The organism is Marinobacter alkaliphilus (assembly GCF_055394375.1).
Map to the genome: position 1 here is coordinate 2,564,916 of NZ_AP043751.1, position 25,285 is coordinate 2,590,200.

Sequence of the window (25,285 nt, forward strand, 5' to 3'; positions counted from 1 at the left end):
CCTTCGACAGGCACCGAGGGACAAGGTAAACTACGCCCCAATTTTTCCCAGCTGGAAACGAGAATTCACCATGAGCATCAAATCCGACAAGTGGATCCGCCGGATGTCCGAACAACACGGCATGATCGAACCCTTCGAAGCCGGCCAAGTTCGGGAAAGCGAAAAGGGCCGCGTCATCTCCTACGGCACCTCAAGCTACGGCTACGACGTACGCTGCAGCAACGAATTCAAAATCTTCACCAACGTCCACAGCGCCACCGTAGACCCAAAGAACTTCGATGAAAACAGCTTCGTCAACTACACCGGCGACGTCTGCATCATCCCGCCGAACAGCTTCGCCCTGGCGCGCACCGTGGAATACTTCCGCATCCCCAGAAGCGTACTCACCATCTGCCTGGGCAAAAGCACTTACGCCCGCTGCGGCATCATCGTGAACGTTACCCCACTGGAACCAGAGTGGGAAGGCCAGGTAACCCTGGAATTCTCCAACACCACCAACCTGCCAGCGAAAATCTACGCCAACGAAGGCGTCGCCCAGATGCTGTTCTTCGAATCCGACGAAATCTGCGAAACCAGCTACAAAGACCGGGGCGGCAAGTACCTTGGCCAGACCGGCGTGACCCTGCCCAGGACATGAACGCCAACCAGTTTCTTAAAGCCGTCTCACAACTGCAGGGCTGGCGCGAATGCGCCTTCCTGCTGGCCCTGGCCGAACGGGCCTTCCCCAACTACGCCCTGTTCGCTGACGCCGTTGGCATGAAAAGCGGTGGCAAAATGCGCCAGCTGCTTGACCTGGCCTGGGATACACTCCAGCAGGAGGCCACCGAAGCGGCCATCCCCCAGTTGCTCACCAAGCTCGAGAGCCTGAGCCCCAACGTTGACGACTACGACGCCTACGGCGTGTACCCGGCCTTCGACTTTTGCCAGTTGCTGGAACAGGCACTGCTCAACCGCCTGAACCCCAACAAACATCGTGCAACCGACGCATCCCAGCTGGCCACCAGGACCATCATGGACTTCGTTGAAATGTCCGAGGGCGAGGAACTGGATGAAGACCAGCTGGTGCGCCTGTTTGAACAGCATCCGCTGCTCAAGGAAGATAAAATCTTCCAACGCGATACCGTGCTTGCGCTCAAACGTCAGCGAACGCCATTGGAAGACTTTATCGCCGAACTCAAGGCGGATGCAGCCAACGACGGTGTCAGCAATCTCGGTATTTCCCTCGATAGCTGAGCCTTTCCGGCTCACGCTACACTTATCAGCTACCTATTGAATTGCCCGTAGAACGGATCAGTGCCATGAAACTCTCTGCTTTTGGTCGTAAGTTCACCGCCGACGCCGGTATCACCTCCCTGATGGATGACCTGGGTAACGCCATGGCCTCCGGTGAGGGGATGATCATGATGGGAGGCGGTAATCCCGGGCATATTCCCGAGATTCAGGAGCGGGTGCAGGAAATTCTGGCGGGTATCGCGGCAGATGAGGGGCAGATGCGCCGGCTGGTCGGGATTTATGATCCCCCCCAGGGTGAGAAGCAGTTTATCGCCTCGCTGGCGGAATTGCTGAACAAGGAATACAACTGGGGGCTGAAGCCCGAGAACATCGCCCTGACCAATGGCAGCCAGGCGGCGTTCTTCATGCTGTTCAACATGTTTGGCGGCGACTATGGCGATGGTCACCGCAAACACATCCTGCTGCCCCTGGCGCCGGAATACATTGGCTATGCCGATGCTGGTATCGAGCCCGGTCTGTTTCAGGCCGTGCGGCCGGATATTTCTTTTACCGATGCCCATGAGTTCAAGTATCGGGTGGATTTTGATGCGGTGGAAGTGACCGGTGAAACCGGCGCCATCTGCGTATCCCGCCCCACCAACCCGACCGGCAATGTGATTACTGATGAAGAGCTGGCGAGGCTGGAGGGGTTGGCCCGACAACACGATATTCCGTTGATTGTCGATGGCGCCTACGGCACACCCTTCCCGAGCCTACTGTTTGTGGACGCCCAGCCCACCTGGAACGAGCAGATTATTCTGTGCCTGAGTTTGTCCAAGCTGGGTCTGCCGGCGGCTCGCACGGGTATCGTGATTGCGGCGGAGCCGATTATCAAGGCGTTGTCTGGCATTAACGCCATCATGAACCTGGCGACCGGAAGTTTTGGTGCCATGCTGGCCGAGCCTTTGGTGCGCTCTGGTGAGATCCTGTCACTGAGCCGTGATGTGGTTTGTCCGTTCTATAAAGCCAAGATGGAAAGAGCTGTGGAGGCGTTTCGTGACGCCATGGGTGAGGACAGTTGCCGCTGGTACATCCACAAACCAGAAGGCGCTATGTTCCTGTGGCTGTGGTTTCCGGATCTGCCGATTTCCAGCCTGGAACTGTATCAGCGGCTCAAGCAGAGAGGGGTGCTGGTGGTGTCTGGCCACTATTTCTTCCCGGGCTTGCCGGAGGATGACTGGCGCCACCGTCACGAATGCCTGCGCGTAACCTACTCTCAGGACGACGCGCAGGTGGCAGAAGGGCTGAGGATTATCGCAGATGAGGTCAAAGTGGTCTGGGCGGAATCCGGCCGCTAGGGCCGGAGCCGCCCGACGGGTAATCAGTCCCGAATGGTCGCGTCTTTAAGCTTCAGCTCGTATTCGCTGCCATCCGGCTCCACCTGGAGTAATCTGAGCAGCAGGTGGCCCTGGTTTGGATCTATCCACATCAGCGTCTGGCGCTTGGAATCCTCGCCTCGCACCTTTTCCACCTTCAGGGTTTGCGTTGTCTGGCCATTGGTGTTGATGGTGCTGTCGTCGTCAACAACCGCAAAACGATCCTCGTTATAACGGCCTTTATCAATGATGTTGTAGGTCAGGTCCCGTTTACCGGCTTTCAGATCCTGGTGCATCTGCAGCTGGAAGCCCAGTGGGTCCAGCGCCCCGTCCTTGAGTTCCAGTTCAAAGGATTTGCCCCGGTATTTCCCTGTTGCAATACCTGTCTGCCAGTCGAAATCTATGGACTGCTCACGATTCCGAATCATCAGGCCTTTGAGGCTGTAGCGGTAGCGAAGCGGAACCACGCGGTCATCTTCCCAGAGAAGGACCACCGATTCGTCTATATCTGCAATAAACGACCTGACCTCTGTGCGATACAGCCAGACATTATTGCCCTGATCGGTCAGGCTGCGTTTGCCAGCACCACTGAGGCTGATGCCTTTTGACATGGATGCAGAGTAGGTGGCCTCGTGGGGGAAGAGGGCTGGGGTCGTGTCTTGAGTATCGGCGGCGGCAACCGTTAACGAGGCCAAACCGAACCAGAGTCCGGCCAGCCAGGTAACGATGCGCAAGGATGCTCTGAGTGTCTTCATCCGGAGCCTCTTTCACTGTATGTGTTTGCGACAGTGTAGCTTTTCAAAAGCCCGAGGGGGATGACAATCTGTTCAGCTGGCGGGCAAGCGCATGGGTTGTGACAGGGGGGTGCCATCAAAGAGCACGCCGTCACTCGCCAGTTGAATCCGGCCTTCACAGAACCAGCGAACCACGATCGGGTATAGCGCGTGCTCCTGTTGCTGAACCCGCTCCGCCAGTGAGTCAGGCGTATCGTTTTCCTGCACGGCTACCTCGGCCTGGGCAATCACCGGCCCGCCGTCCAGTTCTTCCGTCACAAAGTGGATGGACACGCCATGCACTTTGTCGCCAGCTTCCAGTACTCTCTGGTGCGTGTTCAGGCCGGTATAAGCTGGCAGCAGGGACGGGTGAATGTTCAGCATCTTGCCGCGGAAGGCCCGAACAAAGTCTTCGGTCAGAATCCGCATGAAGCCTGCCAGTACAATAAGGTCCGGGTTATGGCGGCGGATCTCGGCCATCAGGGCGCCATCGAATTCTTCCCGGCTGCCGTAATCCTTGTGATTGATCACAAAGGTTTTGATGTTGGCCTGGGCTGCCCGTTCCAGGGCAAAGGCACCGGGTGTGTTGCAGCCAACGGCCACAATGTCTCCCGGGAAATCCCGGTCCCGCGAGGCGTCAATCAACGCCTGCAGGTTGGTGCCGCTGCCGGAGGCCAGTACCAGGATGGTCGGGAGTGGCGCGGGATCAGCCTTCATGCCGTGAGTAACCCCGGTGCGTAGCGCACTTTCGGCTCATCGTCGGCTGAGCCGGCCGCTTCAATGACGCCTACCTGCCAAACTTTCTCGCCCATGGCGTTAAGGGCATCCATGGCCAGCTCTTTCTGGTCGGCAGGAACGCAGACAATCATGCCGATACCGCAGTTAAAGGTGCGGTACATTTCCTCACTGGCGACACCGCCGGAATTTTGCAGCCACTGGAACACCGGTGGCAGTTCCCAGCTCTGGGTGTCGATAGCGGCAACTGTGCCAGCCGGCAGCACCCTGGGGATATTCTCAGGCAGGCCGCCGCCGGTGATGTGAGACAGGGCTCGTACATCCACTTCACGAATCAGTTGCAGTATGTTCTTCACGTAAATGCGGGTGGGCGCCATCAGTGCGTCAGCCAGGGTGCTGTCGCCCATCGGCTGGCTCAGGTCGGCACCGCTGACTTCAATGATCTTGCGAATCAGTGAGTACCCGTTGGAGTGGGGCCCGGAAGAGCCCAGTGCCAGCATCACATCACCCGGCTGGGTGCGGCTGCCATCGATGACTTCACTACGCTCTACAATGCCCACACAGAAACCGGCCAGGTCATAGTCTTCGCCTTCGTACATGCCCGGCATTTCAGCGGTTTCGCCACCCACCAGTGCACAGCCGGACAACTCGCAGCCCTTGCCGATGCCGTCCACGACCTGGGCAGCAATATCCACGTTCAGCTTGCCGGTAGCGTAGTAATCCAGGAAAAACAGGGGCTCTGCGCCGCCTACGATCAAATCATTCACGCACATGGCGACCAGATCAATGCCGATGCTGTCGTGCTTCTCGAGTTGCATGGCCAGGCGCAGTTTGGTGCCAACGCCGTCGGTGCCCGAGACCAGTACAGGTTCACGGTAACCGGCCGGGATGGAAACCATGGCGCCGAAGCCGCCAAGCCCGCCGAGGACTTCGGGGCGGCGGGTACGGGCTGCCGTGTTCTTGATGCGGTTGACCAGATCGTTACCTGCGTCGATATCAACGCCGGCATCGCGATAGGTGAGGGAAGGCTTCTGTTCGCTCATGGAAATGTAACCGTTGGCCTGTGGGTCAGGCGGCGGATTTTAACAGGTGCGCACGGGCGCTCCAACCGGAATTCGGCAATGCGTGCAAATATTCAGGGTACATCATTGCCAACCTGCAACGGGGCCTTGCTACTCTCGTTTGTGGTGATGGTGTATCCTGTGCGCCAATCATGGGAACGGCAGGGTGTTACATGACTGGAACGGAAAAAAATGACGTTCGGACTTTCCGGGCAATGACTCTGTGGCTGGTGATGGCCGGGGCATTGTCAATGCTATTGGCCGGGACTGCGTCGGCAGTCACGGTGTCAGGACTGTATAACATTGAGGTAGCGGTCGACGGAACCGGCCAGAATGACCTTCAGGCAGGTTATGCCGAGGGTCTGCGGCGGGTTATGGTCAGGGTTTCCGGTACGCGGGACGTACTGCAACTTGAGGGCATAGACGATGTGCTCAAAGATGCAGAATCCCTGCTGCTGTCCTACCAGGTACGTCGTGAGAGTGGGGAGTCCAGGTTGCAGATGAGCTTTGGGGCGGTTGGCGTCAATCGGGCCCTGGCTTCGATTAATGCCCCGGTCTGGGGCGCAAATCGACCACTCACACTGGTTTGGGCTGCTATTGAAGACCGCGGTGAACGCAAGCTGCTGACTGCAGCAGCGGATGATGGCGAACAGGGTGACAGCGCCGTTGCTGATTGGCGCAGGGCGTTCCTGGCGGCAGCGGAAGAGCGCGGCTTACCCCTGGCCTTCCCGCCGCAGAGTGTCCAGGGAGACCGGGCGCTGCTGTCGGATCTCTGGGGCCAGTTTGTGGGCCGTATAAAGGAGGCATCGTCGGATCTGTCTCATGATGCCCTGGCATTGATGCGTATTAGTCGCTCTGGTGGTCAATGGCGCGCAGGCTGGGTATTCGACGGTATGAGCATGGATGCCTCGGAGCAATCGGTGACCGCGGCAGACCCGGAAGAACTGGCACGGCGTGCTGTTGGTCGCTGGGCCGATGCCTATGCCAGCCGCTACGCGGTTGCTGCCGGCGAGGTAGGTGAGGCGCCGCGAGTGGATATCGTGCTTGAGGGCGTCAATTCCTTAGCGGACTACGGCAATGTCGGAAAAGCACTGAACAGCTTTACGCCAGTGGTGTCTGTTGGTGCTTCCCGGGTGCGTAATGAGCGTATGACCGTTCAGGTGACCTTCACAGGGGAACTGGACCAGCTGAAAGAGTACATTGCGCTTGATCCCCGCTTTGTGGTCATGGACGGGCAGCCAGAGGAAACCGTACCGGCACCGCGCAGTGCGACCGCAGTAGCGCCAGTTGCCGAACCGAACGGTGCTGAGGAACCGGGCGAGGCCGGCGACCAGTACCCGGAGGGTGCCATGTTCGTTTACCAGCCGCTCGATGACGGCGACGAACAGGATGCCGAGCAGGCGTTCGAATCCCTGTACCAGGTGCTTTACTATCGCTGGCAGCCGGCTCCGGTTGTCCGTGGTGGCGGCAGCTAGGCGACGGCGGAGGTCTGCGCGTGACTTTGCAGCGTTGGCGATGGATTCCCAATGCCCTGACATTCCTGCGGATACTGCTCATTATTCCGTTCGCGTGGGCATTGCTGGAGGGGAATTATCGCCAGTCGCTGTTGATTTTCTTTCTTGCTGCCGCAACTGATGCTTTGGACGGCTTTCTGGCACGGCAGTTTAACTGGCGTTCCCGGCTTGGGGCCATTGCCGATCCGCTGGCTGATAAGGCATTGCTGATCACCGCTTACCTGATGCTGACCATCACCGGAATTATTCCGCTTTGGCTCTTCGCACTGGTGCTTGGCCGCGATCTGGTCATTGTCGGCGGTGCATTGATGTATCACTATGGTGTTGGCCGTTTTGAGATGGAGCCGAGTATTCCGGGCAAGATCAATACCTTTATTCAGATTCTCGTGGCGTTGGCGATTATCATTCTGATGGCAGACCTGCCAATGCAGCCCTGGGTAATGGACGTTGGCATATTGCTGGTTGCCTTGTCGGCCATATTCAGCGGCTGCCATTACATTCTGATTTGGGGTGCGCGCGCCTGGAGAGCCAAACGCTCATGACCACGTCACAGATGGTTCTCGGGGTGAAGCTCCGTGACGACGCCCGGTTTGATAACTTCCATGGCGATCGCAATCGAGATGCGGCGCTCCGGCTGGAGGCAGTTTGCACGCAGCCGGCCGGAGCACCTGTTGTGGTGATCTGCGGCGACTCTGACACCGGCAAAAGCCATTTGTTGCAAGCGGTCTGTCATTTTGCCGAGCAGCGGGGCCAGAGCGCTGTGTGCATCAGTATCGGTGAGTTGATGCCGTTTGGGCCTGAGGCGCTTGCGGGATTGGAAGGGCATGACGTGGTCTGCCTGGATGATCTTGACCTGATAGCGGGCGATGCGCACTGGGAGGAGGCCGTTTTCCATCTGTACAACCGGATTCTGGACCGCCAGGGGCTGTTGATGGTGACCCTGTCGGAGGTGCCGGCGGCGTTGCCGTTCGGTCTCGCTGACCTTGGTTCCCGGCTGGCACACGGCTTGCTGGTTCAGCTTGGTGTTTACCGGGATGAAGACCGGTCAAGAATTTTGATGGCCAGGGCCGAGCAGCGTGGTCTGGTGATGAGCGATGATGTGGCCGGATTTATCATGCGCCGGGCTCCACGCCGCCTTGGTCAACTGCTTGGGATTCTGGACACGCTGGATGAGAACTCCCTGCAGGCCCAGCGGAGATTGACCATTCCGTTCGTGAAGTCGGTAATGGGATGGTAGTGACGGATTTATAACCATAAAGGCCATTGGAGAGACGACATGAGACGGGTTGTATTCAATCAGAAAGGCGGTGTGGGTAAGTCCAGCATCACCTGTAACCTGGCGGCGATCAGCGCGGCCCGGGGCAAGCGCACCCTGGTGGTGGATCTGGATCCGCAAGGTAACTCAACACACTATCTGCTGGGTAAGCCGGCATCTGAACTGAAAGATACCGCAGCGGATCTTCTGGAGCAGACCGTTGCCTTCAGTATGTTCACCCGCCGCCCGGATGAGTTTGTGCATGCCTCATCTTTCAATAATCTGTTTGTTCTGCCGTCCAGCCCGGAGCTGGACTTCCTGGAGCGCAAACTCGAAGCCAAGCACAAGATCTACAAGCTTCGTGAATTTCTGAAAAAGCTCAGCGATTCTTTCGATGAGATCTACATCGATACCGCGCCCGCCCTGAATTTCTACACCCGCTCGGCCTTGATTGCGGCTCAGCGGTGTTTGATTCCTTTCGACTGTGATGATTTCTCACGCCAGGCGTTGTACAACATTCTTCATGAAATCAAAGAGCTGCAGGAAGATCATAATCAGGAGCTGGTGGTGGAGGGTATCATTGCCAACCAGTTCCAGCCGCGTGCCAGCCTGCCCAAACAGTTGGTGAAAGAACTCACGGAGGAGGGGTTGCCAGTGTTGCCGGTGCGGCTATCCAGCTCGGTGAAAATGAAAGAATCCCATCAAAGCCGGCAGCCGCTGATTCATATGGCACCCAAGCACGCATTGACTCGCCAGTTTGAAGACCTGTACCGGGTATTGCATGGTGAGTCGGTTGAACTTGAGCCCTTGGCCGACTGATCGGGTGACCATGAGTAATCGAGTGGACCAGGTAACCGACAGCCTGCTGAGAATCGAGATTGAGCTCCGGCGGATGGACGTCTGGGAGGCGAGCCCACCACCGGAGCATGCGTTCCGGAGCACCCAGCCGTTCTGTCTCGACACTATGGAGTTCACCCAGTGGCTGCAGTTTGTCTTCTTACAGAAAATGAAAGCGCTGGTGGAGGCGGGGCAACCGTTACCCTCGGTATCTGGCATTGCGCCCATGGCGGAAGAGCATTTCCGGGGGCGGGCGCAGTCAGGCCAGCGCCTTGTTGAGGCGCTGGAAGAGATAGACCGGTTGTTGTCTGGTCGTTGAGTTCGACGCCAGGCGGTGGAATCAGTCCAGCCGCATGGACAGGTCGATGGCCCGGATGTCTTTGGTCAGGGCGCCGATGGAGATGTAATCCACCCCGGTTTCCGCCACTGGTACCAGGGTCTGGGCATTGATGCCGCCGGAGGCTTCCAGCTTTGCCTTGCCGGCGGTGATTCGCACGGCTTCAACCATGTCCTCAAGCGAGAATTCATCCAGCATGATGATGTCGGCGCCCGCGCTCAGGGCCTGATTCAGCTCGCCCATAGATTCCGTTTCCACCTCCACCGGGCGGCCCGGTGCAATGCGCCGGGCTTCACTGATGGCGTTGGCAATTGAGCCGCAGGCCGCAATGTGGTTTTCCTTGATCAGAAAGGCGTCCCACAGGCCGAGGCGGTGATTGTGGCAATCCCCGCAGGTGACCGCGTATTTCTGCGCCAGGCGCATGCCTGGCAGGGTTTTCCGGGTATCCAGTAATCGCACACCGGTATGGGCGACCTTCGCCGCGTAGGCTGCGCAGGTGGTGGCAACGCCAGACAGTGTTTGCAGCCAGTTAAGGGCGGCTCGCTCTGCGGTCAGGAGTGATCGGGCCGGGCCTGCCATCCGGAAGATAACGTCATCGGCCGCCAGATCATCGCCGTCTTTGAAAAGCCAGGTCAGTTCCACTGCCGGGTCTACCTGGCGGAATACTTCCTCAACCCAGGCTCGTCCTGACAGGCGTGCCGGTTCGCGAGTGATCACCCGGCCGGTTGCGGTTTTGTCCGCCGGAATCAGCATGGCGGTAATGTCGCCGTCACCAATGTCCTCGCGAAGGCTTTGGGCAACGGATTCAATTCGGGCCTGGCGGAGCAGTTCAGGGGCAATCATGTCGGGTTTCCGGCGGTCTGGATGAGTTGAAATCTGCGAGCCCGGCAATTCTACTGCCAGCCTGCCGTTTCGCAAAATGCCCTGGCCAATAACTGCTAAAATGTGACGCAGGTCGTTGTTACACAAAAGGTGACAAATTCTGACACAAGGTGACGATGATCGGCCGTATCATGTCATTAATAGAAATTCCCAGCGATATTGCCGATCAACACCGGAGCATCTCCATGGCGCACGATAACAAGGTTGTCCATTTATCCGGCCAGAAACCGGTGGGCCGGTTTTCGCTTCCGCCTGCTCTTATACGGTTACGTGACGCATCCGGTCAGTCTCTGAAATCTGTGCTGGGGTCTTTCTTCGAGCAGGCAGACGACAGCCTGTTCGCCCTTGCGGATCGGGCTGGCTCTAATCAGGACCAGACAGCGTATTTCGATGCCATGCGGGAGCTCAGACTGCGCCGCAAATCCATGGCGGTCTCGATGCTTCAGTATGTCAGCCAGGCCTTCAATGACTTTGGGCGCTTCAAACCCTCGCACTCCGGTTCTGCCCTTGAGGAAGTCGATCAGGATTCCCTGAGCCTTTTGGATCATTCCGAACTCGAGCAACAGGTCGCCATTGATAATCTGGTGACCAAGCTGCGCAATCGTTACCAGGAGCCGGTCCGGATGCTGGCCGCTCGCGTGCGCCACCTGATGCCCGAGATTCAGATGTCTGATGATCAGATGCCCCTGAGCCCCGAGGTTATCTGTGGCGGAATTGCGGAGGCCTGTTCTGACCTGGATATCGATATTCGTGCCAAGCTGGTTGTACTCAAGCTTTTTGAGCGCCTGCTGGTGGATAAGCTTGCAGCCCTGTATGACCAGGCCAATAAAACCCTGGTAGCCGAAGGCGTGTTGCCAGATATGCGCCGGGCACCTGTCGGCGGTTCGTCGCCCCAGCCGAAGAGGCCGGTGCCACAGGCTGGAGCCCCGGCTTTGTCGCCAGGGCAGTCAGGTGCCGAGCACGGGGCGAGTGGTGCTGCCAGTTTCCCCACGTTTTCGGAATTGAGTGCGCTGCTGCATCAGGGAGAGACATCGTCCGCCGCGGGCGGCCTGCCCGCGGGTGGCGTGATACTCGATACTGGCGGGTTGATGGCCCGGCTCAGTGATCTGCAAGGTTCTCTCACCCAGGTATCCGGGGCAGAAGTGGTGCCATTGCGCCAGCAGATTGTCTCGGTCCTGCAGGAACCGGGCGGCAAGAAAGCTACTTTGGGCCAGGTGGACGGCGATGTCGTCAATCTCGTCTCGATGCTGTTCGATTTCATACTGGAAGATCGGCAATTACATCCGGTGATGAAGGCGCTGATCGGGCGCTTGCAGATTCCGGTCCTGAAGGTTGCCCTGAGCGATCGTAATTTCTTCAATCGTGGCGGTCATCCGGTTCGCAAGTTGTTGAATGAACTCGCACTGTCGGCCATTGGCTGGTCCGAAAAGCGCCAGGGCATGCGGGACCCGCTCCGGGAAAAAATTGAAGAAGTGGTTGATCGTGTTCTGAATGAATTCACCGACAATGTCGAGTTGTTCGAGGAGTTGCTCAAGGATTTCGGCCACTTTATGGATCTGGACCGGCGCCGTCGTGAGCTGGTTGAGCAGCGTCTTCGGGACGCTGAGGAAGGTCGGGCTCGCCAGGAACGTGCAAGCCAGGCGGCCACCAACCTCATTCAGGAAGAAACAGCCGGCCGTGAAATACCAGCTGCGGTGATGCAGATTCTCAGCGAGCCCTGGACTCGTTACCTGCAATGGGTGGTACTGCGTCAGGGCGAAGAAAGCGAGCAGTGGCAATCCGCCTGCGCGGTAACCGAGCGACTGATCTGGAGTGTGGACCCAAGGCCGGTATCGGATGAAACCCGCTCTGAGCTGCTTCGAGCAATACCGGAGGTGGTCGAGGACCTTCGCAGTGCTTTGCAGGAAATTTCCTGGGACCCATTCTCAACCGACGCTGCCATTCGTGACCTGGAATTGGCTCATGTTGATGTTTTCCAGAAACTGGTAACGGCTCCGGTCAGTGATGTCGAGAAGGCGCCGGAAGACCCTGCCCTGGCCGAAGAGGAGCTGGATCAGCCGGAGCAAATGCTGGCGCCACCGGAACCTCAGGTGGATGCCGGTGCCCCAGAGGAAATCGCGCAATCTGAAACCGAACCGGTCGTGGCGGAGACCGTTCAAAGTGGCGCGCAGCCGGCAACGGAAGCGCTGGTGGCTGCTGAAGAAGCGCCGTCTGCCTCGGTTGTTGCGGCGGAATGGTTGGCCCGGGCAGATCAGCTCAGGGTTGGCTCGTGGATCGAGATGGTGCGCGATGATACCCGTGTTCGCTGCAAACTGGCGGCCTTCATAAAGGCAACCGGCAAGTACATTTTTGTCAATCGCAGCGGCGCCAAGGTGGCAGAGTACCATCGGGATGATCTGGCGGTGGCGCTGCAGGACGGCGTTATTACGCTTCTGGACGACGGCCTGATTTTTGACCGGGCGCTGGAATCCATCATCGATAACCTTCGCCATAGTCGAAAGGATTGAAGGCGCGAATCCGCACCGTTCCATCCATAGCATCCACCGTCGCTTTGTGATTCAATCAATTGAACATCATAAAGCGACAGTGGATACGCCTTGCCAATCTCTGACCCTTTCAATCACGACAACAAGCATAACAACGACTCCCTCTCCAGCCAGGCTGAACAGTTAAGGCTGACCGGCCGTTACCCTGGCAGCCGATGGGTGCCCTCGCCGAATTTTGGTGCAAGGCCTGAGGGCTCTGCCATTTCCCTGCTGGTGGTTCACAACATCAGCCTGCCTCCCGGGCAATTCGGGGGAACGGAGATTGAAGACTTTTTCTGCAACCGGCTTGACCCAGCCGCCCATCCCTATTTTGAAACCATCGCCGCCATGCAGGTCTCCGCTCATGCCCTGGTGCGTCGCGATGGTTCAGTGGTGCAGTTTGTCAGTTGTTTGGACCGGGCCTGGCATGCCGGCCGGTCCTGTTTTGACGGCCAGGAAGAGTGCAACGATTTCTCTATCGGTATCGAACTGGAGGGGGCAGACGATGTTCCCTATGCGCCCGAACAGTACCGGACACTCGCAGATATGGCGCGGTTGACCATGATGGCCTGGCCCGAAATCAGCGCCAAGCGCATTACCGGCCACAGCGATATTGCGCCTGGCCGGAAAACTGACCCTGGTCCGGCGTTCGACTGGCGGTATTTTTCCCGGCTGTTGGCCCATGAGGAGATCGCCTGAATGGTGTTTGTCGTGTTTCTTTTGGCCTACCTTATTCGGCGTCAGCTGGATAGCCGGAACCGGCTTGATGGCGACGTGCTTTGGCGTGCCTGGTTTCACCGGGGCGCGAAAATTCAGGCCGGAAAGGAGGATGCCATTACCTCCGGGCTGATCTGGGTTCTGCTGCCCGGCCTGGTGTTGGTGGGCGTTGTGTGTTTGCTGGAATGGTATGGATTCAGGCTGGCGGCCTATCCGCTGGAGCTGATCGTGCTGGTGTTGCTGATGGGCGCGCCGGGTTGGCGGCATCAGTTACGTGACTATTCGGAAGCCTGGAGCCGGGGCGACATGCAGGCTGCCTGGCGACATATCCAGAACCGGTTGCCACCGGAAGAGCGGGGCGCCGCGCTGTCACCAGAGGCCATGCATCTGTCGTTATCCAAGGCTCTGGTGATCGGGGTTTTCGAGCGGTTCTTCCTGGTGGCTTTCTGGTATGTGGTGGGTGGAATAGGTGCTGCCCTGGTTGCCCGAGGCCTGGTGGCGTTGTCTGAGCAATGGCCGCAGCAAGCGGCCCGCGCCCGATTCCGGACTCTGGCCAACCTGGCCAGCTGGATTCCTGCTCGCCTACTGTCCTGCACGCTGGGGCTGGCCGGTGATCTCGCGGGCTGGTCGAAGGAGGCGAAGAAAGTCCTGCCCGGTTTTGGAAGAAAAACCTCGGAAGTCCTCATGATTTCCGCAAACGGGTCGTTAACCGGTTATGCGCTTGATCCAGCCCAGTTTGCGCGGTTGCACCCGGATGAGTGGACAAGTTTTGGCGGGCGTAGCCTGGCGGCCATACGGGGATTGTTGAACCGGAGCATGCTGGTGTGGATCTGCGTTGCCGCGTTGCTGGTCATTGCCGGGGTGGTCTGAGGAGTGTCATAAAACATTACAGAATAACACTTAAAGGTGATTAAGTTTTTCCGACCTTGGGCGATAATCAAACAAAGAATAAAGATTCAGTTATTAGAATCAGCGAGAGGGCGCCGTGAAATATTTGATCAATCCAGCTGTTAGCCTGATGAATCGGTTGCCCATGGTCTACAAGTTCAGCCTAATCAGCATCTTGTTCCTGGGCCCGATCATTGTCCTGTCGTGGTTGGTTATTTCCAGCCTCAATCAATCCGTTCAAACCATGACTCGCGGTATCGAGGGCCTTGCCGAACTTCGCAAGGTAGACCAGCTGTTGTCTTCGTCTATGGCTTACCGCGACTACCAGGCGCCGGGTGTGCTCAAGGATGAAGGCGAACTCCTGGGCAGGGCAGGTGAGGCTGCCGAGAAGATGGATGGCCTGCTTTCAGACCTTGCTGGGCACAACCGCTCGTTCGATTCCTCTGGTTCCTGGAAGGATCAGGTTCTGGCCTTGCAGGCGGAGTGGGAGCAACTGAAGCAGGACGACAACTACCAGGGCAACATAGACCCTCAGTTCAAGTATTACCACGAGTTTGTTCAGAAGGTGCTGGCCCTGTTGCCGGCTACGATTGAAATTTCGGGACTTGGACAAGACGCCTCGCGGGAAAATCTGTTGCTGCTTGGGCTGGTGCGTAATGCGCTGCCTGAGGCGAGGACCGTTGTTGGCAGGGCCCGATCTTACGGTATCTTTGCCTTGGTGGATGGCCAGGTGGGTTATAACCTGAGCGAGATTTTGAATGAAATCTATGACCAGCTGACCAACCGCAGCTCCCTGTTGTCGCCTGCCTTGTCGGTTGCGGTTGAAACCTCTCCCAAGCTGTCAAGCAGGGCCGGCGGCGCTGTGACGCGGGTCGATGAAAGCCTGATGGCGCTGCGCGAGCAACTGGACCTGAACATCATCACCCCGATGCGCCTGGAACAGCCCTGGCAGGAATTTGACGCCACCGTATCCTCCCAGCTGGACTACTACGATTCACTCAATGACAGCATTTTCAATGTGGTTTCTGGCAACCTTGAACAGCGACTGCAGCGGGAGACCGGCCAGCGCAGGTTGATTGTAGGGGCTCTGATCGGCGTGATGCTTCTTGTGGTGTACCTCTACATCGGCTTCTTTATGTCAGTAAGAACCGCCATCAACCGGTTTAGTGAGGCGGCTCGCAGCGTCGCCGCTGGTGATATGACGGCGCACATCCAGCTTAACAATCGTGATGAGCTGGGCGAGCTGACCACCGAATTCAATAATATGACGGACCGGATTGCCGAACTGATCCGCTCTGTCAGCGGGACCACGAATGATGTTGACAGTCAGGCGGTGAGGGTTAATGAGACTGCAGCAGCCAACAGTGAAGCGGTTGCCCGCCAGATGGAAGAGACCGGCCAGATAAACGAAGCCATGGGGCAGATGGTGGAGGCGGTCAACGAGGTGACTGAGAGTGCCCATCGGGTAGCGGACAGCGCCGGTAGCGCAGAGCGTGATACCGAGACGGGCCGACAGGTTGTGGCGGCTACCGTGCAAACTATTAACCGTCTTGCGGAAGAAATCGCTGGTGCGGTAGCGGTGATAAACAGGGTCAGTTCAGACAGCGACAACATCAGCCAGGTATTGGTCGAGATCAAGGCCATAGCCGAGCAGACCAACCTCTTGGCACTGAACGCGGCCATTGAAGCGGCCCGGGCCGGTGAACAGGGTCGGGGTTTTGCGGTGGTGGCTGATGAGGTGCGTTCACTGTCTCAGCGCACCCACAAATCGACTGAAGAGATTGAGGGTATGATCTCGCGGCTGCAGGGTGGTGTTAAAGAGGCGGTTTCTGCCATGACCTCCAGCCACGATGCCACGGAGCAAACGGTTCAGAAATCCGGTGAGGTGACAGAGGCGCTGGACCGCATTGCTTCGGGCATCTCTGAGATTGTGGATATGAGCCACCAGATTGCCCAGGCTGCAGAAGAGCAGTCTGCGGTGGCCAAGAACGTCAACGCCAACGTGGAGCGTATCGGCGAGTTGGGGCAGAGCACCGCTTCCAACGCCGAGGAGACTCTGGCGTCGTCCCGCCAGATGTCTGAGCTGACGGCATCGCTTCAGCGGCTGGTAGAGGCGTTCAAGGTATAAGGCAGGTGCCTTTGATGAGAAAAATCCGGCCCTCAGAGGCCGGATTTTTTTTGTTCCCAGAGAATTTCCTGGCTGCCATCCCGGCGGGCCAGCACGCGGGCAATGACAAACAGCAGGTCAGACAGCCGGTTCAGATAGTGGCGGGACGCAGTATTGATGGAATCTTCGTGACCCAGCGCTACCACCACGCGCTCTGCGCGACGGCAAACGGCCCGGGCCAGATGGCATTGTGCGGCGGCAGGGCAACCTCCGGGCAGAATGAAGTTCTTCAATGGCGGCAAGTCGGCATTATGCTCATCCAGGGTCTGTTCCAGCCAATCAATGTGGTCGTCGCTGATGACCTTGCTGCCAGGAATTGCGAACTCGCCGCCAAGATCAAACAGGTGGTGCTGAATCCGCCGGAACGTCTCGATCAGGCCGTCACCGGCTGGTAGCGTTTCAATCAACACTCCGATGTGGCAGTTGAGTTCATCCGCCATGCCCATGGCTTCCACGCGCTGGGCATTCTTGGCGATGCGGTTGCCATCGGCCAGCCCGGTAGAGCCGTCGTCACCGGTGCGAGTGTAGATTTTCGACAGGCGGTTGCCCATGTGTTTGCTCCCTGAATAAGTGATCAGTTCAGTTGTTGTACCCGTTCGGTGAGCATTTGGTTCACCGGTGTTGCAATGCCGTGCAGTTGGCCAAGCCTGGCCAGGTAACCGTTGATGAAGTCGATTTCCGTGGGGCGCCCTGCCAGCACATCCGCGCGCATGGAGGAGGTGTTGGTGGCGGTTCTGCGGGCGACCGCCTCAATGCCGTCGCGCAGGGCTTCCGGGGCTTGATTCGGTTGCCCTGCGGCGCCCAGCAGGCGGCTGATTTCTTCGCACAAGGGATCAATCCATTGCTGGTAGAACGGCTGCTTCAGTATCTCGCCGTTGGGGCAATCCAGAATGGCAGTAAAGGCGTTGATACCGGCGTTGATTACCAGTTTCTGCCAGAGTCGGCCAAGTATGTCCTGTTCAGGGTGAACCTCAAGGCGGCTTTCGGCAAGCTGCTGCGCAACCCGGTTCACCAGGGGTTGTCCGACCGAGTTCAGTGCGCCTACCCAGGTGTCGCCGCGGCCCGCGTGAACGGCCAGGCCCTGCTCGGGCCGGTTGGCGCCTTCGGTGGTGGAGGCGGCCAGCACCGGGCGTTGCGGCCAGGTTGCGGCAACCTGCTGTTGGCTGCCCAGGCCGTTCTGGAACAACACGATGGGTGTCGAACTGGCAATAGAGGGCAGGGCAGCTTTGAGGGCTTTGAGGGTATCGCCGGCTTTGGTGGTCACCAACAACAATTCAGGTGACTGACCGCGCTGCAGCCAGGGAACAGTGACGCTGAAGGATTCGCCTACGAGGGGTTGAAAACGGTAGCGGGCGGGTTCGGGCGCCTGGCCCGGGCGGGGCACAAACGCTACCTGCCCGGCAGGTAGCGTTGCGGCCCAGAGCCGGCCCAGAGAGCCGGCGCCGACGATGGCAATCATGGCCTTACATGGCCTCGATTTCAGCCCGTTGTGCGCTGAGCCGTTGCAGGCTGCCTTGCGCATCCTTCAGCTTCTCCTGCTCTTTCTCGACCACGTCAGCCGGGGCCTTGGCGGTAAACTTCTCGTTATTCAGCTTGCCTTCCAGGCGGCCGATTTCCTTGGTCAGGCGTTCCAGTTCCTTGTCCAGGCGCTTGAGTTCGGCATCCTTGTCAATCAGGCCGGCCATGGGCACCAGCACTTCCATTTCGCCCACCAGCTGGGTGGCGCTCATGGGGGCCTTGTCGCCTTCAAACCATTCCAGTTTCTCCAGCTTGGCCAGGGACATCAGGAATTGGCGGTTGTCGTTCAGGCGGCGTTCATCATCAGCATTGCCGCCTTTCAGCAGCACCGGAACCTGTTTGGCCGGGGAGATGTTCATCTCGCCACGGATGTTGCGTACGGCCACGATCACGCCTTTGAGCCATTCGATATCGGCGGCCACGGCGGCATCCTGCTTGCTGGTATCCGGCTGCGGGTACGGCTGCAGCATGATGCTGTCGCCCTGCTTGCCGGCCAGCGGGGCAATGCGCTGCCAGATTTCCTCGGTGATGAACGGCATCATCGGGTGTGCCAGGCGCAGTACAGCTTCCAGCACGCGAACGAGGGTGCGGCGGGTGCCGCGCTTGGCCTCGGCACTGGCTTTGTCGTCGCTCAGGGCCGGCTTGGACAGTTCCAGGTACCAGTCACAGTATTCGTTCCAGATGAACTCGTACAGGGCGTAGGCGGCCAGGTCGAAGCGGTACTGGTCCAGGTGGCGGATCACTTCCTGCTCGCAGTGCTGCAGCTGGCTGATGATCCAGCGGTCGGCCAGGGACAGCTCCACCGGCTCGTCGTTCACGCCGCAGTCTTCGCCTTCGGTGTTCATCAGTACGTAGCGGGCAGCGTTCCACAGCTTGTTACAGAAGTTGCGGTAGCCTTCCAGGCGCTTCATGTCCCAGTTGATGTCTCGGCCGGTGGTGGCCATGGCCGCCAGGGTAAAGCGCAGGGCGTCGGTGCCGTGGGCAGCGATGCCTTCCGGGAATTCCTTCTCGGTGCGCTTGCCGATTTTCTCGGCCAGCTTCGGCTGCATCAGGTTGCCGGTACGTTTTTCCAGCAGATCCGGCAGGCTAATGCCGTCGATCATATCCAGCGGGTCGATCACGTTGCCCTTGGACTTGGACATCTTGTCGCCGTGCTCGTCCCGGATCAGGCCGGTCACGTAAACGGTTTTAAAGGGTACCTGTGGGGTGCCGTCTTCGTTCTTCATGAAGTGCATGGTCATCATGATCATCCGGGCAACCCAGAAGAAGATGATGTCGAAACCGGTCACCAGCACGTCGGTGGGGTGGAAGGTTTTCAGGCGTTCGGTGATTTCCGGCCAGCCCAGGGTGCCGAAAGTCCACAGGGCGGAGCTAAACCAGGTGTCGAGTACATCGTCGTCCTGCTTGAGTTCCAGTGTGTCCGAAAGCTGGTGCTTGCTGCGCACCTCAGCCTCGCTCCGGCCTACGTAAATATTGCCGTCGGCGTCATACCAGGCCGGAATCCGGTGGCCCCACCAGAGCTGACGGGAGATACACCAGTCCTGGATGTCGCGCATCCAGGCGAAGTACATGTTTTCGTACTGTTTGGGCACGAACTGGATGCGGCCATCTTCCACCGCTTCAATAGCCGGTTTGGCCAGGGTCTTGGCATCGGCAAACCACTGGTCGGTCAGCATCGGTTCAATGATCAGGCCGGAGCGATCGCCGCGGGGCACGCTCAGTACGTGGTCTTCGATCTTCTCGACCAGGCCCGCCAGTTCCATGTCGGCGACAATCTGCTTGCGGGCCGCTTCCCGGCTGAGGCCGGCGTAGGCGGCCGGCAGGGCGCTGTTGATTTCGGAATTCTCGGTGCCGTCGGCATTGAAGACTTCGGCCACATCGCGGATGTTCGCATCCTGGGTCAGGACGTTGATCATTGGCAGGTTGTTGCGCTTGCCTACGGCGTAGTCGTTGAAGTCGTGGGCCGGGGTGATCTTCACGCAGCCGGAGCCTTTTTCCGGGTCCGCGTGGTGGTCGGCCACGATGGGGATGCGGCGGTTTACCAGCGGCAACAGTACGTGCTGGCCGATCAGGTGCTGGTAGCGTTCGTCGTCCGGGTGGACGGCCACGGCGGTGTCGCCCAGCATGGTTTCCGGGCGCGTGGTGGCCACGATCACGTAGTCTTTGCCGTCCTGGGTTTTCTGGCCGTCAGCCAGTGGGTAGCGCAGGTGCCAGAAGTAGCCTTTTTCTTCCTTGTTCTCTACTTCAAGGTCGGAGATGGCGGTGTGCAGTTTCGGGTCCCAATTCACCAGCCGTTTGCCGCGGTACACCAGGCCTTCGTCGTACAGGCGGATAAACACTTCCTGCACGGCTTTGTAGAAGCCGTCGTCCATGGTGAAGCGTTCGTTGTCCCAGTCGACGGAGTTGCCGAGGCGGCGGATCTGGCGGGTGATGGTGCCGCCGGAGTGTTCTTTCCAGTCCCAGATGCGCTTGATGAATTCTTCCCGGCCCAGGTCGTGGCGGGTTTTATCTTCTTCTGCGGCCAGTTTGCGCTCGACAACCATCTGGGTGGCGATGCCGGCGTGGTCGGTGCCGACGGTCCACAGTGCGTTACGGCCCTGCATGCGTTTGAAGCGGGTGAGGGTGTCCATGATGGTGTGCTGGAACGCATGGCCCATGTGCAGGCTGCCGGTCACGTTGGGTGGCGGGATGGCGATGCTGTAGGAATCGCCTTCGCCGCTGGGGCGGAAATAGCCTTTGGATTCCCAGTTTTCGTACCACTGGCGCTCGATGTTTTCTGGCTGGTAGGTTTTTTCCATGGGATTATGCAGTGACCGTTTTGGTTGATTCACATAGGGAAATTCTGAATTGGGCGATTATACATGGTCGCTGTTGATGCGGCGAACCTCTGTGAAACGTAGCCTGCTGGTATAGTGCCGTGTGGGGTTGGGGGTCGGCTTTCCAAAAAACGCTCCTGGCGGCACATCCTTGTGACGCTTCGCTTCGGCCATCCATGGCCTACGAGATTTTTGGAAAGCCGACCCCCAACCCCACAGATCGGAATTGGTGCTTTCCGCCGGTGAGCTTTTTGTCCGTGTAAGTCCGTGAGTGTCCGTGGCTAATAAAAAAATTAACGCTTTCGCATGTCGTGCACCCGAGCCTCAATTCCCATAGCCCTGAGTTGCTTGTAGTGCCCCCGAGCCTGGTTCAACACGGCCGGGTCGTTGTGGGCGACTAGAGCCAGCCGGCGGTACTGGTCGGCATCGTCGGGCAGTGTTGAGGACAGGACGATAACGGTATCCCAGTCTACAGCGGCCGGTGGGTAGAGGAGGATGCCGACGGGGTCGGGGCAGGGCGTGGTTGGGTCTTGGGCGATGCTGTGAGGGATGAAGGCATCGGGGGCGATGTTCCACAGCAGGTCGTCGAGTTCTTTGGCCTGGTCTTCGGTGTCGCAGAGGATGCACACGCGGTCGCCCTGCTGCCAGGCTTTGTCCACGAGTTTGGCTGCGTGGAGGTTGCGGGCGGCTGGGGTGTTCTGGGCGAGGATGTGGAACCAGTAGCGCTGGTTCTGGTCGTCCCGGCCGGAGGGGCCGGCAGTGGGGCTGCCGGGTTCCGGTGGGTTTGGCTGGTTATCCTGCATGGGTCATCAGGTAGTCGACAAGCAGGGGGACCGGGCGGCCGGTGGCGCCTTTGGCTTTGCCAGAGTTCCAGGCGGTGCCGGCGATGTCCAGGTGGGCCCAGCGGTAGTCTTTGGCGAAGCGGCTCAGGAAGCAGGCCGCGGTGATGGTACCAGCGGGGCGGCCGCCGATGTTAGCCATGTCGGCGAAGTTGCTGTCGAGTTGGCTCTGGTATTCGTCCCACAGCGGCAGGCGCCAGGCGCGGTCGCCGGTGCGTTCGCCAGCGGCCAGCAGTTCGTGTGCCAGTTCGTCGTTATTGGACAGCAGGCCGGTGGCCTGGTTACCCAAAGCAATGATACAGGCGCCGGTGAGGGTGGCCATGTCGACCACGGCTTCCGGGTCGAATTTTTTCACGTAGGTGAGGGCGTCGCACAGCACCAGTCGGCCTTCGGCGTCGGTGTTGAGGATTTCAACGGTCATGCCGCTCAGGGTGGTGACAATGTCGCCGGGGCGGGAGGCGCCGCCGTCAGGCATGTTTTCGGCAGCGGCGATTACGGCAACCACGTTGATTTTGGGCTTGGTTTCGGCCAGCACTTTCATGGTGCCGAACACGCTGGCGGAGCCGCCCATGTCGTATTTCATTTCATCCATGCCTTCGCCGGGCTTAAGGCTGATGCCGCCGGTATCGAAGGTGATGCCTTTACCCACCAATACGTAGGGTTTGTCTTTGGCTTTGCCGCCCCGGTATTCCATCACGATCAGGCGCGGGGGCTGTTTGGAGCCTTTGCCCACCGCAAGGATGGTGTTCATGCCCAGCTTTTCCATCTGCTTTTCATCAAGCACTTCGGTCTTGATGCAGTCGTATTCCTTGGCCATGTTCTTGGCCTGCTCGGCGAGCCAGACCGGGTGGCAGATGTTGGGCGGGGTGTTGCCCAGATCTTTGGTGTAATTCATGCCGCGCCCGGTCGCCAGGCCTTGGTTGAAGGCGTCTTTCAAGGCTTTGGCGGAACCGGAAGCCTGCACCACCACCTTCTTGAGTTTACGGGCAGCTGGCTTTTCACTCTTGAATTCGGTGAAGGTGTAGAGCTGGTCTTCCAGAATACGCCCGATCAGGTTCAGGCGGGCTTCTTCGGAGCTGACGGCGTCCTCACCCTGCAGGCTGGTGTCGGCCAGGCAGATCAGTGCGCTCTTGGACGGGCCGTCTTTCAGGGCGCCCATCATGGCGATCAGTGCCTTGCGAAAGTTGGCTGGCGTGCGGTCGCTGTCTTTGCCGGTGCCGACCACAACCACGCGCTGCCATGGTTGGTCGACCAGGGGCAGGGTGTTCACAGACGCGTTTTTGCCAGTCAGGTCGCCCGCTTTTTCAAGTTGCTTGATCAGCCCTCCCAGTGCTTCGTCTGCTGCTTTTGTGGTTTCCGGCCACTCGCCCTTCTCAGGCACCGCGATAACCAGGCAATCGGTTTTGGTGGCGGTGATGGCTTTGCTGCTCAGGCTGAAATTCATGGCAACTCCCGTTGTCAGGTTGTGCTTTGTTGAATGTGGTAGGCGTTGTTCATCCGATGCCCATAGGATTGGGGCAAAAGCTCGATTAATCAAGCGGCAGGCTTGTATCGTTACGATGGCTTTATCGTATCAGGCTTATACTGTCATTCATCGCCAAGGTTACATAGAATACCCGCAGTTTCCGTTATCGACCATCTCACGCTTCGGCGCTGCCAGAGAGACTGATTTGAACATCGTTTTCCGTTACCTCATTCGCCAGATCATGGTCAGCATGGTTGCCGTTTCCGGCATCCTGTTGCTGGTGTTTATGAGTGGTCGCTTTATCAAGTACCTGGGCAATGCCGCAGAAGGCGAGATTCCCGCCGGCGTTCTGTTTTCCATCATGGCCTACCGCTTTCCGGGATTCCTGGAGCTGATTCTGCCTCTGGGGCTGTTTATCGGCATCCTGCTGGCCTACGGGCGGATGTACCTTGAAAGCGAAATGACGGTGTTGTTCGCCTGTGGTGTCAGCGACAGGCAGTTGCTGGCGAAAACCCTGATTGGCTGTGTACCGGTGATGCTGGTTGTGGCCAGCATGAGCCTGTATGTGTCGCCGTGGGGTATGAAGCAGGTGGAGGCTATCTTCAACGAAGCGCGCACCGCCACAGAGTTCGAGATGCTGGCGCCGGGGCGATTTCAGGATTTTACGTCTGGTAGCCGGGTTACCTACACCGAGGCCCTGAGCGAAGATAAGCGGCAGCTCCAGGGAGTATTCATCGCCGAGTATGATCGTAACGGGCAAGGCGTGACCCTGATCACCGCCGAGTCTGGTTCCCAGTTGATCGATCAGGAAACCGGTAGCCGGTTCCTGATTCTGGAGAACGGTGGGCGGTTTCAGGGGCAACCTGGCAGGCTTGATTACAATGTTACCCGGTTCGAAGCCTATGGCCTTAAGATCATGGGTGGAGAAGCAGGTAACCGGGAGCTCGAGGAGGGCATCAGCACCAGGGCGCTCTGGCAATCGGATAAACCGGAGGACCGGGCTCTGCTACATTGGCGTTTTTCGCTACCGTTGATTGTGCCGATCGTGACCCTGCTGGCGGTCCGTCTTAGTCGGGTTAACCCGCGCCAGGGCCGTTTCTTCCATCTACTACCGGCGATGCTGGTTTACATCACCTACCTCGGGTTGCTGATTGTAGCGCGGGATGCCCTGGCGGATGGCAAGGTGCCGGAGTGGATAGGCATGTTGTGGGTGCATGTGATTTTCCTGGCGCTCGGGCTTTGGTTGCAGTTTGGTCCTGCCTGGCTTTATAAGCGGCGCCTGGAAAAGGAGGCCCGTGCCCATGCGTAGAATCGATGGTTACGTCATGCGCACCGTGGGTGGTGCGATGTTCCTGGTGATGATGGTGGTGCTGTCACTGGATGTGATTTTCGCCTTTATTGCCGAGCTGGACGACACCCGCAACGATTACCAGACCCTGCAGGCGCTCTGGTATGTATTTCTGACCTTGCCAAGGCGAATATACGATTACCTGCCGCTGGGTGCTTTCATGGGGTGCCTGGTTGGGTTAGGTGCCATGGCCAGCTCTTCGGAGCTGACGGTTATCCGGGCTGCCGGCGTTTCCATTCGCCGGATTGTCTGGTCGGCGATGAAGCCGGCCCTGGTGGTTGTTGTGTTGGGGTTGGCCATCGGTGAATACGTTGCGCCGACCACGGAGCGCATGGCGCAGAGCGACAAAGCGGTGGCCCTGGGGGCGAGCAGGAATGTTGCGTCGGCCCACGGTGTCTGGCATCGGGAAGGGAACACGTTCATGCATCTGAATGCCGTTCAGCCAAACGGCGTATTGCATGGCGTATCTTTGTTCCGTTTTGGAGACGACCGGCAGCTGGAGGTGTCCAGCTTTGCTGAAAGAGCGATTTTCCAGGGTGATCACTGGCTGCTGGAGAAGGTGGTGTCCACTCGCATTGAGGACGAACGCACCCTGCGCAATGAGCATGCCGCCTTGCGCTGGGAGACCGGGCTGTCACCGGAAGTGCTGAGTGTGTTGATCGTTAAACCAGAAAACCTTTCCATGGCCGGCCTCTACACCTACGCCACCTATCTGGGCGAACAGGGGCTGACGGCGGCCCGTTATTGGCTCGCATTCTGGAAAAAGGCGTTGATGCCGTTGGGTACGGCGGTGATGGTCTTGGTGGCCATTTCCTTCATCTTTGGCCCGTTGCGCTCTGTAACCATGGGGTTCCGCGTGTTCACCGGCCTGCTGGTGGGCCTGTTGTTCAAGTACATGCAGGATTTATTGGGGCCCATGAGCATGGTATACGGGTTTAATCCGCTCTTGGCGGTGCTGGTGCCGATTCTGGTGAACGCTTTGGTGGGGGCTGTGTTGATGCGGCGGGCCGGCTGAGATGG

Annotated in this window: 23 protein-coding genes; 14 read left to right on the top strand and 9 right to left on the bottom strand. The window is 58.6% G+C overall.

Features of this window, described 5'->3' with window-relative positions:
* Positions 1 to 70 precede the first annotated feature (70 nt).
* From dcd to ACZ5Q2_RS11725, 3 genes are all read left to right on the top strand, one after another.
* Positions 71 to 637, top strand: a complete 567-nt coding sequence (gene dcd / locus ACZ5Q2_RS11715; RefSeq protein ID WP_011784457.1) for a dCTP deaminase — start codon at positions 71 to 73, stop codon at positions 635 to 637.
* On the top strand, positions 634 to 1,233 hold the full coding sequence (locus tag ACZ5Q2_RS11720) for a YjaG family protein (RefSeq protein ID WP_106693700.1): 600 nt from the start codon (positions 634 to 636) through the stop codon (positions 1,231 to 1,233). Before dcd ends, ACZ5Q2_RS11720 begins: the two co-directional genes overlap by 4 nt.
* A 65-nt stretch (positions 1,234 to 1,298) precedes the next feature.
* A complete protein-coding gene (locus ACZ5Q2_RS11725) occupies positions 1,299 to 2,570 on the top strand; it encodes a valine--pyruvate transaminase (RefSeq protein ID WP_061332680.1) in 1,272 nt (423 codons plus the stop codon).
* A 23-nt stretch (positions 2,571 to 2,593) separates the two neighbouring features.
* Here ACZ5Q2_RS11725 and ACZ5Q2_RS11730 read toward each other — a convergent pair whose 3' ends face one another.
* The 3 genes from ACZ5Q2_RS11730 to purM all read right to left on the bottom strand — a co-directional run bounded on the left by ACZ5Q2_RS11730 (position 2,594) and on the right by purM (position 5,139).
* Positions 2,594 to 3,343 (bottom strand): DUF3108 domain-containing protein, encoded by a 750-nt coding sequence (locus ACZ5Q2_RS11730; RefSeq protein ID WP_432210091.1) that lies wholly within the window; start codon positions 3,341 to 3,343, stop codon positions 2,594 to 2,596.
* Between the two features lie 72 nt (positions 3,344 to 3,415).
* Positions 3,416 to 4,078: a phosphoribosylglycinamide formyltransferase gene (gene purN / locus ACZ5Q2_RS11735; protein WP_432210090.1), complete on the bottom strand. Its 663-nt coding sequence runs from the start codon at positions 4,076 to 4,078 to the stop codon at positions 3,416 to 3,418.
* Complete coding sequence (gene purM / locus ACZ5Q2_RS11740) at positions 4,075 to 5,139, bottom strand: phosphoribosylformylglycinamidine cyclo-ligase (RefSeq protein ID WP_072677039.1); 1,065 nt, start codon at positions 5,137 to 5,139, stop codon at positions 4,075 to 4,077. Before purM ends, purN begins: the two co-directional genes overlap by 4 nt.
* A 233-nt stretch (positions 5,140 to 5,372) precedes the next feature.
* Here purM and ACZ5Q2_RS11745 point away from each other — a divergent pair, with 233 nt between their 5' ends.
* Genes ACZ5Q2_RS11745 through ACZ5Q2_RS11765 form a run of 5 tightly spaced genes read left to right on the top strand, consistent with a single transcriptional unit; the run spans position 5,373 to position 9,082 of the window.
* Positions 5,373 to 6,632: a DUF2066 domain-containing protein gene (locus tag ACZ5Q2_RS11745; RefSeq protein ID WP_061332684.1), complete on the top strand. Its 1,260-nt coding sequence runs from the start codon at positions 5,373 to 5,375 to the stop codon at positions 6,630 to 6,632.
* A gap of 20 nt (positions 6,633 to 6,652) precedes the next feature.
* Entirely contained in the window at positions 6,653 to 7,213 is a 561-nt protein-coding gene (locus tag ACZ5Q2_RS11750) for a CDP-alcohol phosphatidyltransferase family protein (RefSeq protein ID WP_061332685.1), read from the top strand.
* Positions 7,210 to 7,908: a DnaA regulatory inactivator Hda gene (gene hda / locus ACZ5Q2_RS11755; RefSeq protein ID WP_061332686.1), complete on the top strand. Its 699-nt coding sequence runs from the start codon at positions 7,210 to 7,212 to the stop codon at positions 7,906 to 7,908. Before ACZ5Q2_RS11750 ends, hda begins: the two co-directional genes overlap by 4 nt.
* Positions 7,909 to 7,947: 39 nt before the next feature.
* Positions 7,948 to 8,745 (top strand): ParA family protein, encoded by a 798-nt coding sequence (locus ACZ5Q2_RS11760; RefSeq protein ID WP_061332687.1) that lies wholly within the window; start codon positions 7,948 to 7,950, stop codon positions 8,743 to 8,745.
* Positions 8,746 to 8,755: 10 nt separating this feature from the next.
* The gene (locus tag ACZ5Q2_RS11765) at positions 8,756 to 9,082 is read left to right on the top strand and encodes a YqcC family protein (RefSeq protein ID WP_106693705.1); all 327 of its coding nucleotides are present in this window, start codon (positions 8,756 to 8,758) and stop codon (positions 9,080 to 9,082) included.
* 21 nt (positions 9,083 to 9,103) lie between these two features.
* Here ACZ5Q2_RS11765 and nadC read toward each other — a convergent pair whose 3' ends face one another.
* Positions 9,104 to 9,943, bottom strand: a complete 840-nt coding sequence (gene nadC / locus ACZ5Q2_RS11770; protein WP_432210089.1) for a carboxylating nicotinate-nucleotide diphosphorylase — start codon at positions 9,941 to 9,943, stop codon at positions 9,104 to 9,106.
* Between the two features lie 224 nt (positions 9,944 to 10,167).
* Here nadC and ACZ5Q2_RS11775 point away from each other — a divergent pair, with 224 nt between their 5' ends.
* The 4 genes from ACZ5Q2_RS11775 to ACZ5Q2_RS11790 all read left to right on the top strand — a co-directional run bounded on the left by ACZ5Q2_RS11775 (position 10,168) and on the right by ACZ5Q2_RS11790 (position 16,240).
* Complete coding sequence (locus tag ACZ5Q2_RS11775; RefSeq protein ID WP_432210088.1) at positions 10,168 to 12,489, top strand: DUF1631 domain-containing protein; 2,322 nt, start codon at positions 10,168 to 10,170, stop codon at positions 12,487 to 12,489.
* A 96-nt stretch (positions 12,490 to 12,585) separates the two neighbouring features.
* Entirely contained in the window at positions 12,586 to 13,206 is a 621-nt protein-coding gene (gene ampD, locus ACZ5Q2_RS11780) for a 1,6-anhydro-N-acetylmuramyl-L-alanine amidase AmpD (RefSeq protein ID WP_413774341.1), read from the top strand.
* A complete protein-coding gene (gene ampE / locus ACZ5Q2_RS11785; RefSeq protein WP_374814631.1) occupies positions 13,207 to 14,094 on the top strand; it encodes a regulatory signaling modulator protein AmpE in 888 nt (295 codons plus the stop codon). It begins immediately after the preceding gene.
* Positions 14,095 to 14,209: 115 nt separating this feature from the next.
* Positions 14,210 to 16,240: a methyl-accepting chemotaxis protein gene (locus ACZ5Q2_RS11790; protein WP_432210087.1), complete on the top strand. Its 2,031-nt coding sequence runs from the start codon at positions 14,210 to 14,212 to the stop codon at positions 16,238 to 16,240.
* 32 nt (positions 16,241 to 16,272) lie between these two features.
* Here the strand turns inward: ACZ5Q2_RS11790 and ACZ5Q2_RS11795 are convergent, their stop codons facing one another.
* The 5 genes from ACZ5Q2_RS11795 to ACZ5Q2_RS11815 form a co-directional block, all read right to left on the bottom strand.
* Positions 16,273 to 16,830, bottom strand: coding sequence for a cob(I)yrinic acid a,c-diamide adenosyltransferase (locus ACZ5Q2_RS11795; protein ID WP_061332692.1), 558 nt, complete (start codon positions 16,828 to 16,830; stop codon positions 16,273 to 16,275).
* Between the two features lie 23 nt (positions 16,831 to 16,853).
* Positions 16,854 to 17,738, bottom strand: a complete 885-nt coding sequence (locus ACZ5Q2_RS11800; protein WP_432210086.1) for a ketopantoate reductase family protein — start codon at positions 17,736 to 17,738, stop codon at positions 16,854 to 16,856.
* A gap of 4 nt (positions 17,739 to 17,742) precedes the next feature.
* Positions 17,743 to 20,595 (bottom strand): valine--tRNA ligase, encoded by a 2,853-nt coding sequence (locus tag ACZ5Q2_RS11805; protein WP_432210085.1) that lies wholly within the window; start codon positions 20,593 to 20,595, stop codon positions 17,743 to 17,745.
* 311 nt (positions 20,596 to 20,906) lie between these two features.
* Positions 20,907 to 21,416, bottom strand: coding sequence for a DNA polymerase III subunit chi (locus ACZ5Q2_RS11810; RefSeq protein WP_432210084.1), 510 nt, complete (start codon positions 21,414 to 21,416; stop codon positions 20,907 to 20,909).
* The gene (locus ACZ5Q2_RS11815) at positions 21,406 to 22,896 is read right to left on the bottom strand and encodes a leucyl aminopeptidase (RefSeq protein ID WP_152438387.1); all 1,491 of its coding nucleotides are present in this window, start codon (positions 22,894 to 22,896) and stop codon (positions 21,406 to 21,408) included. The genes ACZ5Q2_RS11810 and ACZ5Q2_RS11815 overlap by 11 nt, the downstream gene beginning before the upstream one ends.
* 226 nt (positions 22,897 to 23,122) lie before the next feature.
* Between ACZ5Q2_RS11815 and lptF the strand changes: the two genes are divergently transcribed.
* Together lptF and lptG are read left to right on the top strand one after the other, a co-directional pair.
* On the top strand, positions 23,123 to 24,226 hold the full coding sequence (gene lptF, locus ACZ5Q2_RS11820; protein WP_244178167.1) for an LPS export ABC transporter permease LptF: 1,104 nt from the start codon (positions 23,123 to 23,125) through the stop codon (positions 24,224 to 24,226).
* Positions 24,219 to 25,280 carry an LPS export ABC transporter permease LptG gene (lptG, locus tag ACZ5Q2_RS11825; protein WP_432210083.1) on the top strand — a complete coding sequence of 354 codons (1,062 nt, stop codon included), beginning with the start codon at positions 24,219 to 24,221 and terminating at the stop codon, positions 25,278 to 25,280. The genes lptF and lptG overlap by 8 nt, the downstream gene beginning before the upstream one ends.
* Positions 25,281 to 25,285 lie beyond the last annotated feature (5 nt).

What these genes read in the sequence shown, in the direction of transcription:
- dcd (WP_011784457.1), top strand. Translation starts at nt 71, where the DNA reads ATGAGCATCAAATCCGACAAGTGGATCCGCCGGATGTCCGAACAACAC.
- ACZ5Q2_RS11720 (WP_106693700.1), top strand. Translation starts at nt 634, where the DNA reads ATGAACGCCAACCAGTTTCTTAAAGCCGTCTCACAACTGCAGGGCTGG.
- ACZ5Q2_RS11725 (WP_061332680.1), top strand. Translation starts at nt 1,299, where the DNA reads ATGAAACTCTCTGCTTTTGGTCGTAAGTTCACCGCCGACGCCGGTATC.
- ACZ5Q2_RS11730 (WP_432210091.1), bottom strand. Translation starts at nt 3,343, where the DNA reads ATGAAGACACTCAGAGCATCCTTGCGCATCGTTACCTGGCTGGCCGGA.
- purN (WP_432210090.1), bottom strand. Translation starts at nt 4,078, where the DNA reads ATGAAGGCTGATCCCGCGCCACTCCCGACCATCCTGGTACTGGCCTCC.
- purM (WP_072677039.1), bottom strand. Translation starts at nt 5,139, where the DNA reads ATGAGCGAACAGAAGCCTTCCCTCACCTATCGCGATGCCGGCGTTGAT.
- ACZ5Q2_RS11745 (WP_061332684.1), top strand. Translation starts at nt 5,373, where the DNA reads ATGACTCTGTGGCTGGTGATGGCCGGGGCATTGTCAATGCTATTGGCC.
- hda (WP_061332686.1), top strand. Translation starts at nt 7,210, where the DNA reads ATGACCACGTCACAGATGGTTCTCGGGGTGAAGCTCCGTGACGACGCC.
- ACZ5Q2_RS11760 (WP_061332687.1), top strand. Translation starts at nt 7,948, where the DNA reads ATGAGACGGGTTGTATTCAATCAGAAAGGCGGTGTGGGTAAGTCCAGC.
- ACZ5Q2_RS11765 (WP_106693705.1), top strand. Translation starts at nt 8,756, where the DNA reads ATGAGTAATCGAGTGGACCAGGTAACCGACAGCCTGCTGAGAATCGAG.
- nadC (WP_432210089.1), bottom strand. Translation starts at nt 9,943, where the DNA reads ATGATTGCCCCTGAACTGCTCCGCCAGGCCCGAATTGAATCCGTTGCC.
- ACZ5Q2_RS11775 (WP_432210088.1), top strand. Translation starts at nt 10,168, where the DNA reads ATGGCGCACGATAACAAGGTTGTCCATTTATCCGGCCAGAAACCGGTG.
- ampE (WP_374814631.1), top strand. Translation starts at nt 13,207, where the DNA reads ATGGTGTTTGTCGTGTTTCTTTTGGCCTACCTTATTCGGCGTCAGCTG.
- ACZ5Q2_RS11795 (WP_061332692.1), bottom strand. Translation starts at nt 16,830, where the DNA reads ATGGGCAACCGCCTGTCGAAAATCTACACTCGCACCGGTGACGACGGC.
- ACZ5Q2_RS11800 (WP_432210086.1), bottom strand. Translation starts at nt 17,738, where the DNA reads ATGATTGCCATCGTCGGCGCCGGCTCTCTGGGCCGGCTCTGGGCCGCA.
- ACZ5Q2_RS11805 (WP_432210085.1), bottom strand. Translation starts at nt 20,595, where the DNA reads ATGGAAAAAACCTACCAGCCAGAAAACATCGAGCGCCAGTGGTACGAA.
- ACZ5Q2_RS11810 (WP_432210084.1), bottom strand. Translation starts at nt 21,416, where the DNA reads ATGCAGGATAACCAGCCAAACCCACCGGAACCCGGCAGCCCCACTGCC.
- ACZ5Q2_RS11815 (WP_152438387.1), bottom strand. Translation starts at nt 22,896, where the DNA reads ATGAATTTCAGCCTGAGCAGCAAAGCCATCACCGCCACCAAAACCGAT.
- lptG (WP_432210083.1), top strand. Translation starts at nt 24,219, where the DNA reads ATGCGTAGAATCGATGGTTACGTCATGCGCACCGTGGGTGGTGCGATG.